General features: G+C 62.9%; 18 protein-coding genes and 1 riboswitch. Of the genes, 5 read left to right on the top strand and 13 right to left on the bottom strand.

Annotated elements, in window-relative coordinates; all coding sequences use genetic code 11:
- Window positions 1-5: 5 nt before the first annotated feature.
- The 13 genes from APH35_RS10625 to APH35_RS10565 all read right to left on the bottom strand — a co-directional run bounded on the left by APH35_RS10625 (window position 6) and on the right by APH35_RS10565 (window position 10,764).
- Window positions 6-620: a response regulator transcription factor gene (locus APH35_RS10625; RefSeq protein WP_012272168.1), complete on the bottom strand. Its 615-nt coding sequence runs from the start codon at window positions 618-620 to the stop codon at window positions 6-8.
- Window positions 621-842: 222 nt separating this feature from the next.
- Entirely contained in the window at window positions 843-1,085 is a 243-nt protein-coding gene (locus APH35_RS10620) for a DUF1272 domain-containing protein (RefSeq protein WP_012272169.1), read from the bottom strand.
- Between the two features lie 66 nt (window positions 1,086-1,151).
- On the bottom strand, window positions 1,152-1,904 hold the full coding sequence (gene cobM / locus APH35_RS10615; protein WP_012272170.1) for a precorrin-4 C(11)-methyltransferase: 753 nt from the start codon (window positions 1,902-1,904) through the stop codon (window positions 1,152-1,154).
- 33 nt (window positions 1,905-1,937) lie between these two features.
- Complete coding sequence (locus tag APH35_RS10610) at window positions 1,938-2,324, bottom strand: cobalamin biosynthesis protein (RefSeq protein WP_060494094.1); 387 nt, start codon at window positions 2,322-2,324, stop codon at window positions 1,938-1,940.
- Window positions 2,324-3,010: a CbtA family protein gene (locus APH35_RS10605; RefSeq protein WP_060514768.1), complete on the bottom strand. Its 687-nt coding sequence runs from the start codon at window positions 3,008-3,010 to the stop codon at window positions 2,324-2,326. The genes APH35_RS10610 and APH35_RS10605 overlap by 1 nt, the downstream gene beginning before the upstream one ends.
- A 9-nt stretch (window positions 3,011-3,019) precedes the next feature.
- Entirely contained in the window at window positions 3,020-3,208 is a 189-nt protein-coding gene (locus tag APH35_RS10600) for a CbtB domain-containing protein (protein WP_012272173.1), read from the bottom strand.
- 94 nt (window positions 3,209-3,302) lie between these two features.
- A riboswitch (cobalamin riboswitch) is annotated at window positions 3,303-3,526 on the bottom strand.
- A 113-nt stretch (window positions 3,527-3,639) separates the two neighbouring features.
- A complete protein-coding gene (locus tag APH35_RS10595; RefSeq protein ID WP_060514767.1) occupies window positions 3,640-4,740 on the bottom strand; it encodes an LLM class flavin-dependent oxidoreductase in 1,101 nt (366 codons plus the stop codon).
- A 27-nt stretch (window positions 4,741-4,767) separates the two neighbouring features.
- Window positions 4,768-6,102: an LLM class flavin-dependent oxidoreductase gene (locus tag APH35_RS10590; protein WP_060494092.1), complete on the bottom strand. Its 1,335-nt coding sequence runs from the start codon at window positions 6,100-6,102 to the stop codon at window positions 4,768-4,770.
- Between the two features lie 90 nt (window positions 6,103-6,192).
- Window positions 6,193-6,987 (bottom strand): class II aldolase/adducin family protein, encoded by a 795-nt coding sequence (locus APH35_RS10585; RefSeq protein ID WP_012272176.1) that lies wholly within the window; start codon window positions 6,985-6,987, stop codon window positions 6,193-6,195.
- A 23-nt stretch (window positions 6,988-7,010) separates the two neighbouring features.
- Window positions 7,011-7,955 carry a D-isomer specific 2-hydroxyacid dehydrogenase family protein gene (locus tag APH35_RS10580; RefSeq protein WP_060494091.1) on the bottom strand — a complete coding sequence of 315 codons (945 nt, stop codon included), beginning with the start codon at window positions 7,953-7,955 and terminating at the stop codon, window positions 7,011-7,013.
- The gene (locus tag APH35_RS10575; RefSeq protein WP_012272178.1) at window positions 7,952-9,088 is read right to left on the bottom strand and encodes an acyl-CoA dehydrogenase family protein; all 1,137 of its coding nucleotides are present in this window, start codon (window positions 9,086-9,088) and stop codon (window positions 7,952-7,954) included. Before APH35_RS10575 ends, APH35_RS10580 begins: the two co-directional genes overlap by 4 nt.
- 210 nt (window positions 9,089-9,298) lie before the next feature.
- Window positions 9,299-10,189 carry a LysR family transcriptional regulator gene (locus APH35_RS10570; RefSeq protein ID WP_012272179.1) on the bottom strand — a complete coding sequence of 297 codons (891 nt, stop codon included), beginning with the start codon at window positions 10,187-10,189 and terminating at the stop codon, window positions 9,299-9,301.
- A 95-nt stretch (window positions 10,190-10,284) separates the two neighbouring features.
- A complete protein-coding gene (locus tag APH35_RS10565; RefSeq protein WP_012272180.1) occupies window positions 10,285-10,764 on the bottom strand; it encodes a GNAT family N-acetyltransferase in 480 nt (159 codons plus the stop codon).
- A gap of 124 nt (window positions 10,765-10,888) precedes the next feature.
- Between APH35_RS10565 and APH35_RS10560 the strand changes: the two genes are divergently transcribed.
- The 5 genes from APH35_RS10560 to APH35_RS10540 all read left to right on the top strand — a co-directional run bounded on the left by APH35_RS10560 (window position 10,889) and on the right by APH35_RS10540 (window position 15,472).
- On the top strand, window positions 10,889-11,518 hold the full coding sequence (locus APH35_RS10560) for a LysE family translocator (RefSeq protein ID WP_176729475.1): 630 nt from the start codon (window positions 10,889-10,891) through the stop codon (window positions 11,516-11,518).
- Between the two features lie 21 nt (window positions 11,519-11,539).
- Complete coding sequence (locus tag APH35_RS10555; RefSeq protein ID WP_060514766.1) at window positions 11,540-12,424, top strand: alpha/beta fold hydrolase; 885 nt, start codon at window positions 11,540-11,542, stop codon at window positions 12,422-12,424.
- Between the two features lie 62 nt (window positions 12,425-12,486).
- Entirely contained in the window at window positions 12,487-13,461 is a 975-nt protein-coding gene (locus tag APH35_RS10550) for a nucleotidyltransferase domain-containing protein (RefSeq protein WP_060514765.1), read from the top strand.
- Between the two features lie 105 nt (window positions 13,462-13,566).
- Window positions 13,567-14,454 carry a pirin family protein gene (locus APH35_RS10545; RefSeq protein WP_012272184.1) on the top strand — a complete coding sequence of 296 codons (888 nt, stop codon included), beginning with the start codon at window positions 13,567-13,569 and terminating at the stop codon, window positions 14,452-14,454.
- An 88-nt stretch (window positions 14,455-14,542) separates the two neighbouring features.
- A complete protein-coding gene (locus APH35_RS10540) occupies window positions 14,543-15,472 on the top strand; it encodes a DNA-3-methyladenine glycosylase family protein (protein WP_049773295.1) in 930 nt (309 codons plus the stop codon).
- Window positions 15,473-15,576 lie beyond the last annotated feature (104 nt).

Genomic DNA, 15,576 nt, shown 5'->3' with positions numbered 1-15,576 from the left:
GGTGCTCAAAGGACGCTGTTACGCTTGGCCAGGTCGACCATTTCAACCAGTGATTCAGTCTTGAGCTTTTCCATGATTCGGCCCCGATACGTGCTGATGGTCTTGGCGCTGAGGTTCATGCAGGTGCCGATATTCTTGTTGTTTTCACCGCGCGCCAGGCGCCGCAATACTTCCATTTCGCGGTTGGAGAGGCTGGCCAGGCGTACTGGCTCGCTTTCCAGCGAATTGCTGTTGACCGACATCTGTGGAAAGGTTGAATAGCCCTTGACCAGGGCCTTGAGGGCAAACAGCAGCGCTTCGTGGTCCTCTTCCTTGGTGACGAAGGCGCCGATCCCGGCATCCAGGCAGCGGCGCACATACAGGTCGGTGGCCTGGCCAGTCAGCACCATGATCTTCGGCGCCGGCTCCAGACACTGCAGGCGCTTGATGACTTCCATGCCGTCCAGGCCAGGCAGGCCGATATCGAGAATGACCACGTCCGGGCGCAGCCTGCGAGCCTCCTGCGCCACTTCACTGCCATCGCCAACTTCGCCGACTACATGGAAGCGCTCGCGTTCGAGCAGTAGGCGCAGCGACAGCCGGACGATGGGGTGGTCGTCGACGATCAGCACGGTTGTCATGTGGAAAACTCCTGTAGGGATGTGGTCCGCTTCCTGGATCACTCAGGAATACGTCTGCAAGTGGGGTTGTCGGAAGCGCTGCACGATACGACCATTCCCGAAGTTTGGTAATGCCGAGTATAGAAGTGTTGAGATTTCCCGTGCCTGCTGTTGAAAAACCCTACAAAAAACAAGAAAGACATCACTGCTGACAAGGCAGTGATGTCGGTTATTTGCGGTGGTTCAGGCGCAGGCAGCGTGCGATTTGTTTACGCGCAGGGTGGAAGCGGGGTTGTTGGTCAATGCCTGGCCGACCCGCGTCGGGCGGGCCACCAGCTGACCGGTGCAATTTGGGCAACGGCCTTGGAAGCGGGTTTCGGCACAGCTACGGCAGAATGTGCATTCGAAAGAGCAGATCATAACGTCGGGGTTGTCACCCCTCAGGTCGGTATCGCAGCACTCGCAGTTGGGGCGTAATTCCAGCATGGGCATGGCTCCTGTTCGCAGGCGGGAACCGGCAGTCTGCTATGCCCGAGGCAAGGCTGGCAATGTTCAGTCGCCAGGGCGATACAGGTGGGCGTGCCCGGCACGGTACAAGGCCGATTCGGCGAATGGCGTATCCCCCAGAACGTGGCCTACCAGGATCAGCGCCGTGCGCCGAAAGCCCTTGCTTGCCACGCGTTCGACGATATCGCCGAGGTTGCCGCGTACCCAGTCCTGGTCTGGCCAGGTGGCGCGATGCACCACCGCTACCGGGCAGTGTGCGCCGTAGTGCGGCAGCAGCTCATCGACAATGCGCGAAAGGTGTTTGACCCCCAGGTGAATCGCCAGCGTGCTGCCGTGGCGCGCCAGGTCGCCCAGTTGCTCGCCAGGCGGCATGGGCGAGCTGTCGCCATAGCGGGTGAGGATCACGGTCTGCGCCACTTGAGGCAAAGTCAGTTCGCAGCCGAGCAGGGCAGCGCTGGCCGCCGTGGCAGTCACTCCCGGGATGATCTGGTAATCGATGCCCAGTGCTTGCAGGTGGCGGATCTGCTCGCCGATGGCGCCGTACAAGCTGGGGTCGCCGCTATGTACGCGGGCTACATCCAGCCCCCGTTCGTGTGCGCTTTGCATGGCCGCGATAATCTGCTCCAGATGCAGTTCGGCGCTGTTGATCACGGCCTCGGCCTGATGGCCTTCGAGCACGGCAGCGGGCACCAGTGAGCCGGCATAAATGATCACCGGGCATTGGCGAATCAGCCGTTGGCCCTTGACCGTGATCAGTTCTGGGTCGCCAGGGCCGGCGCCGATGAAGTAGACGGTCATGGAAAGTCCTTGCAAGAAATAGGGTATGAAACGTCAGCCGGCCAGGGCGAGGGTCGCCGGGCCTAGTACCTTGCGTGGCAGCAGCAACCTAGCCGTGCCCAGTTGTTGGCTGGCCAGGGCCAGTGCCGCACTCTCGGCCACGCCCCAACAGCCGCTGTGGGCATAGGCTGTGGCTGAGCGGTGGCTGAGCAACGGCTCATAGGCTTGGAGTTGCGCGCTATGGTACAGCACCAAGGGCAAGGCCAGGCGTGCGGCCAGTTGCTGCAGGCCGGCTTCGTCGGCCTTGAGGTTGATGCTGGCAATGCCGCGCAGGTCGGAAAGCGCCAGGCCCTGGCTAGCCAGGGCTTGGTGCAGCAGGGTTTGCAGGGTATCCGCCGGGCAACCCCGGCGGCAGCCGAAGCCAGCGTAGAAAGCCGGCATCAGGCCTCGCTGGAGCGGCGGAACAGCCACGCACTGAGCAGGCCCAAGGCCACCCAGAAGGCAGCGTTGGTCAGCCAGGAGGCCATCTTGAACTGCGTCTCCAGTGCTTCGGGGGCCAGGCTTTCATGGACTTCAGGCTGTGGCGCACCGATCACATGGGGGATAACCAGCAGCACGGCGCCCAGCGCCTTCAGCAGCCAGTGGCGGGCGAACACCAGCAAGGCCAGGCCAAGGGCGGTGGCGCTGGCCGTGCCAATCCACCAGGCCTGGCGTTGCCCCAGGTCGGCGGCAGCAGTGCCGGGCAGCTCCGGTGGCAACCCCAACGTTGGGGCCAGGCAGAACACGGCGAAACCGGCCAGGCCCCACAAGGCGCCAGTGCTGACGCGCTTCGGCTCGCGCAGGCCATACAGTGCGGCGAGGATCAGGGCAAAGCCCACCGCCACCACCAGGTTGCCACCGGTGGTGGACAGCACGCGCTGCCAGCCGTCTTCTGGTGACCAGGCTTCGGCGCTGTGTTCATGAGCGCCCTCATTGCTGCCATGTTCGTGTTGTGCGGCCGGGGCCGAGGACTCGTAGGTTTCCGCTTCGAGAATCAGCGGGGCGACCCAAAAGCTTTGCAGCAAGGTCAGCAACAGGGCCGCAAGCAACCCGCTGAAACCCGCAGTACGGGCAATGCGCGTGATCATCAGGCGTACTCAGTGGCAGGGGAAGGCGGCGCTGTGGCGGGTGTCGTGGGCGGCGTTGTGCACGGCCTCGATGTGCGAGAAGCCGGCGAAGTACACCAGGCACAGGCCCAACAGGCTGGCGCCGACGGCGATGACTACGCGCTGGCTGAGGGTGACGGGTGTGGCAAGGCTGTGCTGCTTGGCGCTGGTGACGGGCATGACGCGTTCCTCTGCTTTTTAGTGAGCAACGGGCGAGCGCGGCAGCCCCGGGCGGGGTCGCCCAGGGGAATGCAACAGCGCCCGCCCACCGCGGGGTGTTCATGAACGCCAGGCCGGTCTCCGGGCTTGCGAGGAAGAGCAGGGCTCCTGGAACACGTCACCTTCCCATGCCGTACTACGAGGCACAGTGGTACAGACGCTTCACTCGCTTACCGTTGCGGGGGCAGCACCGGCATTGTCCGGCCCTGCTGGAGGGCCTGCGACGCACCGGTTTCCCGTTTCACCCCCTATGGGGGCACCTGAACGTGAGGCATAAGGAGAGCATGGGGCGGGCTTGGCGTCAATCTGTGGGTGCATCTGCCTTCCACCCATTTCAGGCTTGCGCGGGTTCCTGCCGGACGGCGCTATCCCTGCAGCCGTACCGTAGAAATCTACGCAGTTCGAATATCGCGGCCAGACTCACGCTGGGCCACCAGCGCGCGAATGCGCGGGATCAGGTCCTGCCCGTACTCGACCGCATCACGCAATTGGTCAAAACCGCGGAACAGGAAAGTGCTCACCCCAAGCTCGTAGTAAGCCAATGCGGCCTCTGCCACCTGCTCTGCAGTCCCCACCAGCGACGTAGAGTTACCGGCACCGCCACCCAGCGCGGCAATCTCGGTCCACAGCCGGGTGTCATGCACTTTGCGCTGGCTGGCCAGCTGCACCAGACGCTCAGAGCCGGCATTGCTCTTGCCGAAGTTCTTCTCGCGGCGGTTGCCCTGGTGGATGCCGATCCGCGCCTGGGCGTCGGCCAGAATGCGCTCGGCACGGCCCCAGGCCTCGGCCTCGGTAGCGCCCAGAATTGGCCGCAACGACAGGCTGAAGCGAATATGCTTTTCGCGTCCGTAGCGGGCGGCGGCCTTGCGCACTTTGGCGATGCGTTCGCGTACCTGTTCCAGCGGTTCGCCCCACATCATGTACACATCGGCGTGTTTGGCGGCCACTTCGACGGCCGCATCAGAGGCGCCAGAGAAATAGATCGGCAAATGCTGCACTGGCTTGACCAGGGTCAGGTTGTCTTCGACGCGGTAATGTGTGCCCTGGTGGTCGAACGGTTCATGGCGAGTCCAGGTATCACGCAGTACCTGCAGGTATTCGTCGGTGCGCGCATAACGGGCATCCTTGTCCAGGAAGTCGCCATCGCGCTGCAGGTCGCCGCTGTCGCCGCCGGTAATGACGTTGATCGAGGCACGGCCACGGCTCAGCTGGTCAAGGGTGGCGAACTGGCGGGCGGCGAAGGTCGGGGCCTGGAAGCCAGGGCGGTGGGCTACCAGCAGGCCGATGCGCTCGGTGAGGGCGGCCACATAGCTGGCCAGAATCAACGAATCCGGCGCGCTGGTATTGACTGCCAGCAGCGCTTTGTCAAAGCCACCATACTCTTGGGCCTGGGAGAAGGCTTTGATGAACTCCAGGTCGACCAGCGGGCCGCGTGCTGCCAGTGACTCGCTGCTTTCCTGCGGGCCGATGAGGCCGATGAATTCGAGGCTCATGGAACAGAACTCCTTGTCGTGATGGGCTCAGGCAACCGCTGTCTGGGTGCGGCGCAGTGTGTTGCGGTTTTCCGGCACGTCGAGGCCGAAATGGTCTCGCAGGGTTGTACCGGCATACGTCTGGCGTACCAGGCCTCGCGCCTGCAGCAGCGGCACCACCTGCTCGGTGAAATACTGCAGGCCGTCGGGTAGCAGCGAGTTGATGATGAAACCGTCGGCCGCGCCGTTTTCGAACCAGTGCTGCAGGGCATCGCCAACCTGTTCCGGGGTACCGACGAAGTCCCGGCGTGGACGCGAGAAACGCAGCGCCAGCTCGCGCAAGGTCAGGCCTTCATCACGGGCCAGCTGCTTGAGTTGGTCCGAGGTGCCCTTGTGGCTGTCATTGCCCAGCGTGCCGAGGTCGGGGAAGGGCGCGTCCAAGTCATGGTGGCTGAAGTCGTAGTCGTTGAACGGCCGGCCAAGCGCAACCAGGGCATCTTCGATGCTTACCAGGTTCACGGCTTGCTGATAACGCTGTTCGACCTCCTCGGCGTCGCGGCCGACGATCGGGCGTATGCCGGGCAGGATGAACAATGCATCCGGATCACGGCCATGGCGCGCGGCACGCTGCTTGAGGTCCTGATAGTAAGCGTGGGCATCGTCGAACGATTCCGGGTTGACGAAGATGGCGTCGGCGTTTTGCGCGGCGAAGTTGCGACCCTCTTCCGACACGCCTGCCTGGAAGATCAGTGGCTGGCCCTGGGGCGAGCGCTGGATGTTCAGCGGGCCCTTGACCTTGAAGAACTCACCCTGGTGGCCGAGGGTGTGCAGTTTGGCCGGGTCGAAGAACTGTCCGCTTTGCTTGTCGCGGGTAAAGGCGTCGTCTTCCCAGGAGTCCCACAGCCCTTTGACCACCTCTACGTGCTCGCGCGCAATTCGGTAACGCACGGCATGCGGCGGGTGTTCAGCCTTGCCGAAGTTGTCAGCAGTACCGGAAAGCCAGGAAGTCACCACGTTCCAGCCCGCGCGCCCACCGCTGATCAGGTCCAGCGAGGCGAACTGACGTGCTACCTGGAAGGGCTCGGTGTAGCTGACCGTGACCGTGGCCACCAGGCCGATGTGTTCGGTTACCGCAGCCAGCGCCGAGAGGATGGTCAGCGGCTCGAAACGGTTGAGGTAGTGAGGGCTGGAGCGGGCGTGGATGTGCAGGCTGTCGGCAATGAAGGCGAAGTCGAACGTTGCCGCCTCCGCCAGTTTTGCCTGATGTTTGTAGAAACCGAAATTGACACTGGCATCGGCCAATGCATCGGGGTGGCGCCATTCGCCCCAGCCGTGGCCGACGCCATGGATCATGGCGCCCAGGCGGATCTGTCGTTTGCTCATCGGAATACCTGCGGGTTGTGCTGCAAATGGAGTCGATACGGCCTTGAAACTCAGCCGCGGCGGAGGTCGGTACAGGCCACAAGAACGCGGTCAGTTCTGGTAATCCAGTCCCTCCCGATCCAGCTGGCGTATCAGCGCATCCCAATGCCGCTGGATCCCTTCCCCCAGCCCATCGGAAAACCGCTTCGACTGCTCATGCACCTTGGCAATTGCTGCCGGCGCCGCGTACAGCAGTTGGTCGTTGCCCCCTGCCTGCGCCGCCACCTGGATGTTGCAGGCCCGCTCCAGCCCGTGCAGCTCGCGGAAGGCATGCTCGACGCTGATTCCCCCGGTCAGCAGGCCATGGTTGCGCAGGATCAGGATATTGCTGTCGCCCAGGTTGGCCACCAGCCGCTGCTGCTCGTCCAGGTCCAGGGCGACGCCTTCGTAGTCGTGGTACACCACGCGGCTGTAGTAGGCCAGGGCATGCTGCGAGATTGGCAGCAGGCCATCGCGTTGTGCCGACACTGCTGCGCCATCACGCGTGTGGGTGTGCAGCACGGCCTTGAGGTCGGGCCGCGCACGGTGAATGGCGCTGTGAATCACATAGCCGGCCTGGTTGATGCCCAGGCCCAGGGGATCATCGATGATCGTGCCATCTACATCGACCTTCACCAGGTTGGAGGCGGTGATCTCGTCGAACAGCAGGCCGAAGGCGTTGATCAGAAAGTGTTCGTCGGGCCCGGGCACGCGTGCCGAGAAGTGTGTGTAGATATGGTCGGTCCAGCGGAACAGGGCAGCCAGGCGATAGGCCGCAGCCAGCTTTACTCGCACCTCCCATTCTTCGGCGCTGACCCGTTGGCGCACGGTGTTTTCCTGGGGGGCGATGACAGACAATGCAGTCATGGTGTTCTCCAAAAAGTGTCGGTTCAGTAGCCGCGCTGGGTATCGACCAGGTTGTGCAGCGGTGCCTGTTCGCGGTAGCGGGCGAAGTTGTCGAGAAATGCGTCGAGCAAGGCCGGGTAGCCGTCCTCGGAAATCGCCGAGGTATGCGGCGACAGGAATACTCGCGGGTGCTGGTAGAGTGGGTGCCCCGTCGGTAGCGGCTCCGGTTCGGTGACATCCAGGCTGGCGCGGCCGATCAGGCCACTGTCCAGGGCATCGAGCAGGGCTTGCTGGTTCAGCAGCCCGCCACGGGCGATGTTGATCAGGTGCAGGCCGGGCTTGGCCTGGGCCAGTACCTGGTGGTCGATCAGACCACGGGTGGCAGGGGTGAGCGGGGCGGCGATGACCAGGTGATCGCTGCCGGCAAACAGCTGCTGCAGGTTGTCGACGCGCTGTACGCCCGGCACCTCGGCAATGGGTTGGCCTGGGCGATTCAGCGCCAGTACCTGCATGCCCAGGGCATTTGCCTTGCGCGCCAGGCTCTGGCCGATGCTGCCGAAGCCGAATATGCCCAGGGTACGGCCACGTACCGGGGCCAGCGGGGTCAGGCGCCAGTCGGCGTCTTTGACCCACAGGCTCGGTAGCTGCTTGGCGGCAGCGAGCACCAGAGCCAAGGCAAACTCGGCCACCTGCTCGGCATTGGCGCCGCGGCCACTGGTGACCGGCGGGCCCTGGAACACCCAGTCGGGGTAGAAGTCGATGCCCGAGGACACCACCTGCACCCAGCGCAATTGCCACGGCCAGCCGGCGGGCGGGGAATCCACTCGGTTACCGCGTACATTGACCGGGCGCAGGATGAAGACGTCGGCAGGGATGTCCAGCTGCAGCTGGGTGGGTGCGATATCGACCACCTCGTGGTCAGGCAAGTGATCGCGCAGGTACTGGTTAGCCTGGGCGTCCAGCTGGCTGGCGATGATCGAGTGGCTCATGCTGCCACCTCCGCCAAGGCTGCACGGCCGACCTGGCCAAGTACTACGTCATCCTGGGGGGTGTGGATGCGGCTGCACAGCACATCGCGATAGTGCCGCTCCAACGGGTTGCGCCGTGACAGGCCAGGGTTACCGGCAGCCTCGATGGCCAGCTCCACAGCCTGGATGGCATTGCGGCTGACCAGGTGCTTGAGTTGCCCGGCATGGCGCGGCTCGGTCTGCCCGCTGACGGCGGCGTTCAGCAGGCTCTGGTTGGCGAACAGCAGCGTGTCGATGCGTCCGACCACGTCCTGGAAACGCGCCAGGCTGGCCAGCGGTGCCCCCAGGTTGGACGGCGCCCGCTGGTTCAGGAACTGCACCAGCCAGTCACGTGCGGCCTGGGCCACACCGTCGTACAGTGCAGGCAGCAACACTGCCATCCACAGCAGGCCGGTGCTGTCGAGTTCGGGGCGTGGTGCGCTAGCCGGGCTGACGCTGACGGCATGCTCCAACGGGATCAGCACCTCGTCGAACTGCACTTCATGGCTGCAGGTGGCACGCATGCCCAGGTGGTCCCAGTCTTCGACGATACGGATGCCAGGGGTGTCCTTGTGTACCAGGAAGCCGCCTACGAGGGGGTCCTGGTCGTCGCTGCGGGCCCACACCAGGTACCAGCTCAGGCCATGGCTGCCGGTGGAGTAGATTTTGCGCCCGGACAACCGCCAGCCCTCGGCGGTGCGCCGAGCGGTGGTCGCCGGCAAGCCACCGCGTGCCGGTGTGCCCAGTTCCGGCTCGACGCGAAAGGCGTTGATCAGCGCGCCGTTGGCCACCGCGTCGCGTGCCACTTGCAGGCGCAGGTGCTCGGGCCAGCGATCTTCGTCCTGTAGGCGCAAGTGCTGCAGGTACTGCATCACCAGGATCAATGCGGTGGACGGGCAGCCTTTGCCGACGGCGGTGATCACTAGGCGTGCGCTGGCCAGGTCGGCCCCGCCACCGCCCAGGGCGCGCGGCACGGTGAAACTCAGCAGGCCGTGGCGGTGCAGCAGGGTGAAGTTGTCGACGGGGAACTGGCCGCTGCGGTCGTAGCGCTCGGCATTGCTGGCCAGGGCCTGGGTGAGTTCGGCTAGTGCGCTGGCGGAAGGGGGGTGACTCATGGGTATTCATCCCTGGAACACGGTGGGTTTCTAAGACCGTATTCGTATGGGTGAAGGCTGTAAAAGTCTTTTTTGTTCTATGCTAATTATCAGTTGTCTGAATTAAAGTTGTTAGTTGTTATGCAAGACTGGTATTTAATGGGGCTGCATTGCAGCCCATCGGGAACATGAGGCGTCTCCTAGACAGTGAACTGCGCCACGTTTTTACGCTCACCCACACAACTGTTGCCCGGCCACCCGGCCAAACAGCTCCACCGGCTCCTGCAGGTTGCCCAGGTAGCGTGGGTGGAACAGCCACAAATCCACCTGGGGCTTGAAGTCCGTTACATTGACCACATCCAGCGCGTCCCGATGGCGGCTGTTCTGCAACAACGGCTCAGGCACGAGGCCAAGCCCCTGCCCATTGGCCACCAGCCCCAATTGCAACTCGGTACCAAAGGTCTCCAGGTTGATCGACAAGCTCAGCCCCTGTTCACTCAGGGCGCGCTGCAGCCCCGCGCGGAAGCCGCAGCCATCGGGGTTGAGCACCCAGCCACGGGTGTAGCAGTCCTTGAGCTTGAGGCTGCGCTTGCCGGTGCTGCCTTTGGCTGCAACTACCCGCAGTGGCATGCGTGCGATCGACTGGCTGGCGATGCCCTCGGGGAAGATCTTGCCCGGCGGGAACAGCGCAGCGGCAGCGTCGAGTTCGCCATTTTCCATGCGCGCGATCAGGCTGCTGCCCCAGCCGCTGGTGACCTGGGTGCGCAGGTCCGGGTAGGTTTCGCGGATTTGCGCCAGGGCATCGAGCAGCACCACATCACCCAGGGTTTGCGGCACGCCCAGCCGCAGGGTCCCGGAAGGCGCTCCGTCGTTGGCCACCAGCTCGCGCAGCGAGTCGATCTCGCGCAAAATGGCTTTGCACTGTTCGTACACGCGCAGGCCCATGGGGGTCGGTTTGAGAGGCTTGGTGTTGCGGTCGAGCAGGGTGGCGCCCAGGTCTTCCTCGAAGTTCTGTACGCGGCGGGTGATGGCCGGTTGAGTCAGCTGCAGGGCCTCGGCGGCGAGGTTGGTCGACTGGCAGCGGATGACCGCCACGAAGGCGTCCATGTCATCGATTTTCATATTCGGCGCTCACATATTGGGGCGGTGGGACATACCTTGGAAGAATAATCCTCATTGGCAGGATTGTCACAGCACCGTCCGTGTAACCCGCGTGATCAACCTTGGGCGAATGCCGCCAGCTTCTCCCCATCCAAGCGGTAGCGCACCCACTCATCCTGCGCCTCGGCCCCCAGCTTCTGATAGAAACCGATCGCAGGCTCGTTCCAGTCCAGCACGCTCCATTCCAGGCGCCCGCACTGGTTCGCCACCGCCTCGCGGGCAATGTGCTGAAGCAGTTGCCGCCCGGCGCCATCGCCACGTTGCTCGGGTGTCACATACAAGTCTTCCAGGTAAATGCCATTGCGCCCGAGCCAGGTCGAGTAGCTGTAGAAATACACGGCAAAACCAATCGCCCGGCCATCACGCTCGCAAATCAGGCTGTGCACTGTGCTGCCCTCATCGAACAGGCTGTGCTCGATATCCGCCAAGGTGGCGACCACCTCGTGGCGTGCGCGCTCGTAATCGGCAAGTTCAGTGATGAAGGCCAGGATCTGCTCGGCATCGGTGCGAACGGCAGGGCGAATGATGAGGCTCATGGTGACGGCTTCCTTGATCCGGGTTAGCGGTACAGTGGTGTGTATCTAAATAATTTAATGTAACTGTATCGGTCGCAGGGTAGGGCGACTCCGGTAGTGTGACAGTACCTAAGAAGAAAGTGGAATGCCCGCCATGCTTGCCTCTGCCGACCTGCTGACTGCCTTCGTGCTATTTGCTTTCGTGTCTTCCATCACCCCTGGGCCCAACAACACGATGTTGCTGGCGTCGGGGGTGAACTTCGGCGTGCGCCGCTCGATCCCCCATGCCCTGGGCATCAGCGTCGGGTTCATGGTCATGGTGCTGGCCGTAGGCCTGGGCCTGGGCGAGGTGTTCAAGGCCTGGCCGCCGTTGTACACGGTGCTGCGCTATACAGGCGCGGCCTACTTGCTGTACCTGGCCTGGAAGATTGCCACCTCCGGGCCGGTCGGGACGGCCTCTTCCAGTGCCCGCAAACCGCTGGGCTTCTGGGGCGCGGCGGCGTTCCAGTGGGTCAATCCCAAGGCCTGGGTGATGGCGGTAGGGGCGATTACCACCTACACGCCGGCGCAAGGCTATGTGACCAACGTGATCGTCATCGCCGCCTTGTTTGCATTGGTCAACCTGCCCAGCGTCGGTGTGTGGGTGATGTTCGGCAGCGCGTTGCGCAACTTGTTGCAGAACCCGCGCTGGCTGATGCTGTTCAATGTCCTGATGGCCGTGTTGCTGGTGATTTCACTGTACCCACTGCTGTTTGTAGAATCAGCGTTTTCCTAGCCTCGCGAGTACAGCCAACTGATGGAGTTGATCCCCTGGTCCCACGAATGTGCCGAAGGCTTCACCCTGCGTGGCTGGCGTACCCCGGCCAGCGGCAAGCCGTTGCTGCATTTCCTGCACGGCAATGGCTTCTGTTGCCTGGCCTACCAGCCGTTGTTGATGCGCTTGAGTGAGCATTTCGACCTGTGGCTTTGCGATGTCCAAGGGCATGGTGACAGTGACCACGGAGGGGTGTTTCGTGGTTGGAACCGTACCGCTGCGCTAGCCGTTGAAGCGTTTGAGGAAGGGCGTGGCGAGCACGGCGACGTACCTCGATTTGCTGTAGGGCACAGCTTCGGTGGCGTACTTACCGGGCTGATCCTGGCCAGCGAGCCGCAACTGTTTGCACGTGCCGTGCTGCTCGACCCGGTGCTGTTCAGCCGACGCATGATTGGCGTGATGGGGGCGGCAGCCCTGGTTGGTCTGCATCAGCGCCATGCGCTTGCGCGCAAGGCTGCCAGCCGCCGCAGCCACTGGCCCGATCGCGAAGCCGCGCTGGCTTCGCTGCAGGGGCGTGGCATTTTCAAAGGCTGGACCGATGCGGCGTTGCAGGCCTATGTCGAGCATGCCATCGGCGATTGTGGCGAGGCAGTGGTGCTCAAGTGCCGGCCCAGCCGTGAAGTGGAAATTTTCAGTTCGTTCCCCAAGCGCATGTGGGCAAGCCTGGCGGCGATCAATACCCCCACGCGGGTGATGTATGGCGAACGTACCTACCCCTTCGTACCGCACTCGGTACAGCGGCTGCTGGCAATCAACCCGCAGGTGACCGGCCACCAGGTACCCGGTGGGCACTGCTTCATGCAAGAGGACCCCGAGCTTTGTTCCAGCGAAGTGAAAAGGTTCCTACTGGAGGGATTTGCAGGATAACTTTTCCACGCAGTAGCGGAGAAATGTCATCAGTAAGGTGATGCTTTTTTGAGCCTGCAACGATGATTACCACGACCTTTTCACAACACGCTTGTTTGCAAAAGCACTTCGATCATTCTTGGCAGGCAAACAATTCGCTGCGCCAGGCCATGCAGTACGCCCTCGCTCCGCTGGCCAGGCAAGCCCCCGTTTCTGTTGTTGCCGTGGGGTCTTACGGGCGGTGCGAGGTCTCGCGTATTTCGGACATCGATTTTTTCATCGTGCATGACGGCAGCATGTCTGAGGCCCGGCTGCTCGACGTACTGCATCAAGTCCAAAACCTGGTTCGACCGCTCAGCTGGCCGGGTGAGAGTGATGGGGCCAAGTTTGGTCAGGGCGCGCTTTCACTCTATTCGGAGTTGAGCAATCACATTGGATGGAAGCAGGAAAGCAATACGGCGCTCACCCGACGAATGCTACTCCTGCTGGAAGGCCGCCCACTGTTTGGCGATGAGAGTTTCACTCGGTGGCGAACCGAGTTGCTGTGCCGGTATGTGGCAAGCGACCAAGGAACAGGGTTGCCCAGGTTCATGCTTAATGATGTGGTTGGGTATTACCGCAGCATGATGGCGAACTTCGAGGAAAAGCGGGCTGAAGGCAAGGCTTGGGGCGTGCGCAACATCAAGCTGAAGTTCTCTCGCAAGCTGCTTTACCTGGGAGGGATCGTGGTGATTGCCGAGGCCCATGGTCTACCGGCCAGTGAAAAGATTAAACGCCTCGACCATTGGCTTTCATTCACACCGCTACAACGCGTTGCGATGCTGGGACAGTCAAACCCCCATACTGGGCAGTTGCTAGAGCAGTATGCCTTGTTCCTGGACTTGATATCTTCACTGGAAAATCGTCGTCGCTTGGACTCACTGAGCCCAGAATACGCACGGAAAGATCCTCTCTATCGGGAAATTTCCATCGTAGGCAAGGCATTTTCCGAGGGGCTTGAGCAATGGCTCGCAGCCCAGTATCCAGGCCACCCAATCCTGCACGCAATGCTTTTCTGAACAGGCTCAGTGTTCTATTGGTGGAACGATGTATGCCATATGAGCCAGCTACCGCCGGATTGGCATCATTGATAAGGTTATCCCAGCCAAGAGAGGAGCCTTCTCATGAAAAAGATTCTGGGTATCCACCGCAGCCCCCACGCCCATTGGGTGGGTGATGGTTTTCCGGTGCGCAGCCTGTTCACCTACGACAACCTGGCCAGCCGGATCAGCCCGTTCCTGCTGCTGGACTACGCCGGCCCGCATGATTTCACCCCCACCACTGCACGGCGTGGGGTGGGCCAGCACCCGCACCGTGGTTTCGAGACCGTGACCATCGTCTACCAGGGTGAACTGGAGCACCGTGATTCCACCGGTGCTGGCGGCTTGATCGGCCCAGGTGACGTACAGTGGATGACGGCTGCCAATGGCATCATCCATGAAGAGTTCCATTCTCCGGCCTTCGCCCACAGTGGCGGCACGCTGGAAATGGTCCAGCTGTGGGTCAACCTGCCGGCGCGGGACAAACGCGCGGCGGCTGGGTACCAGACCCTGCTGGCCAGCGACATCCCGGTGGTCACGCTGGACGGTGACGCTGGCAGCTTGCGGGTGGTGGCGGGCGACTACCGTGGGCACCTGGGGCCAGCTCGGACCTTTACCGCGATGGATGTGTGGGACCTGCGGTTGAATGCTGGCGCGGCCTTGCAACTGCCGGTCGCTGCCGGCCGCAACGCGGCGCTGGTGGTGCTGCGTGGTAACGTGCGAATCAACGGCGAGCGCGAGGCAGGCCCGGCCAGCCTGGTGTTGCTTGACCGGGAGGCTGAGGATGTCAGTGTCGAGGCGTTGGAAGGTGCCAGCGTGCTACTGCTCAGCGGTGAGCCGATCGATGAGCCGATCGTCGGCTATGGCCCGTTCGTGATGAACAGCCAGGCGGAGATCGCCGAATCTTTCGATGACTTCCATGCCGGGCGGTTTGGGCAGATGCAGGATGAGCGGGAAGGGGCTCGGCACTGAGCCTTGCCTGAAAAAGCCGGGGTTGCAAAGCAGCCCCGGCATGCTTGTACATGGCTTGGCCCTCAAGGTTTTCTGGCATGATCCACCCATGCCCACCCTCACTCGACAGCACGCCGTGCGCCGATCATTGCCCACCCCCGGCCACCACACCCTGTGGCTGCGCTACCGTGCCCCCTATCATTGGCCCTCGACCCTGGGCTTCCTAGCCGCCCGCTGTATCCCCGGCATCGAAACCTGCCACGACGGCACCTACAGCCGCACCCTGATCGTTGCTGGCCACCACGCCGTCCTGCACGCGACGCCAATGACCAACCAACACCTGCGCGTTCGCCTTGAAGGCGCGCCTTCAAACGCGCTGCCCGGCCTGATCGCCAGGCTGAGGCGGGTTTTCGACCTTGACGCCGACCCTGCACGCATCAGCGCCGAGCTGTCTTGCGACCCTTTGATGGCAAGCCTGCTCAAGGCGCGCCCGGGGCTGCGTGTGCCGCAAGGCTGGGACGCCTGCGAGCAAGCCATGCGTACCGTACTTGGCCAGCAAATCAGCGTGGCCGGCGCCATGACCCTGGCGGGCCGGCTGGTGCAACGCCACGGCGCCCCGCTGCGTCTGTCGGCACCGGGCTTGAGCCACGTGTTCCCGGCTCTACCGACATTGGCAAATGCACAGTTCGAAAACATGGGCATGCCGAGCGCGCGCGCCACCACCCTCGCCACCCTGGCCAACGCCTTGCTGGCCGACCCCGGCTTGCTGCGTCGCGGGCAAGTGCTGGATGAGCTATTGCGCAACCTGTGCCGGCTAAAGGGTATCGGGCCGTGGAGCGCCCACTACCTGGCGCTGCGTCAGGCCGGCGCCGCTGATGCCTTGCCGCTGGGTGACGTAGCCTTGATCAAGGCGTTGCGGTTGCTTGAGGGCGACGAGGCGCAACTGGCCGAAAGGGCACTGGACTGGCGCCCGTGGCGGGCTTATGCGGCGCAGCACTTGTGGGCCTCGCTGGGGCCGGCAGGGACCACTCGTCGTTAAGTCGGTCATTGCATTCGAACGCACGGCCTATGCGCAGAATCTTCCACTAAGGTGCTAGAGGATTCCCCGCATCATCATTGCCCCGGCGCATGGACGCCTGCCCG

It is taken from the genome of Pseudomonas sp. NBRC 111132 (assembly GCF_001320565.1).
Taxonomy (GTDB): Bacteria; Pseudomonadota; Gammaproteobacteria; order Pseudomonadales; family Pseudomonadaceae; genus Aquipseudomonas; species Aquipseudomonas putida_P.
Note: the sequence above shows the minus strand (reverse complement) of the source record. Positions and strands in the feature narration are given on the sequence as shown.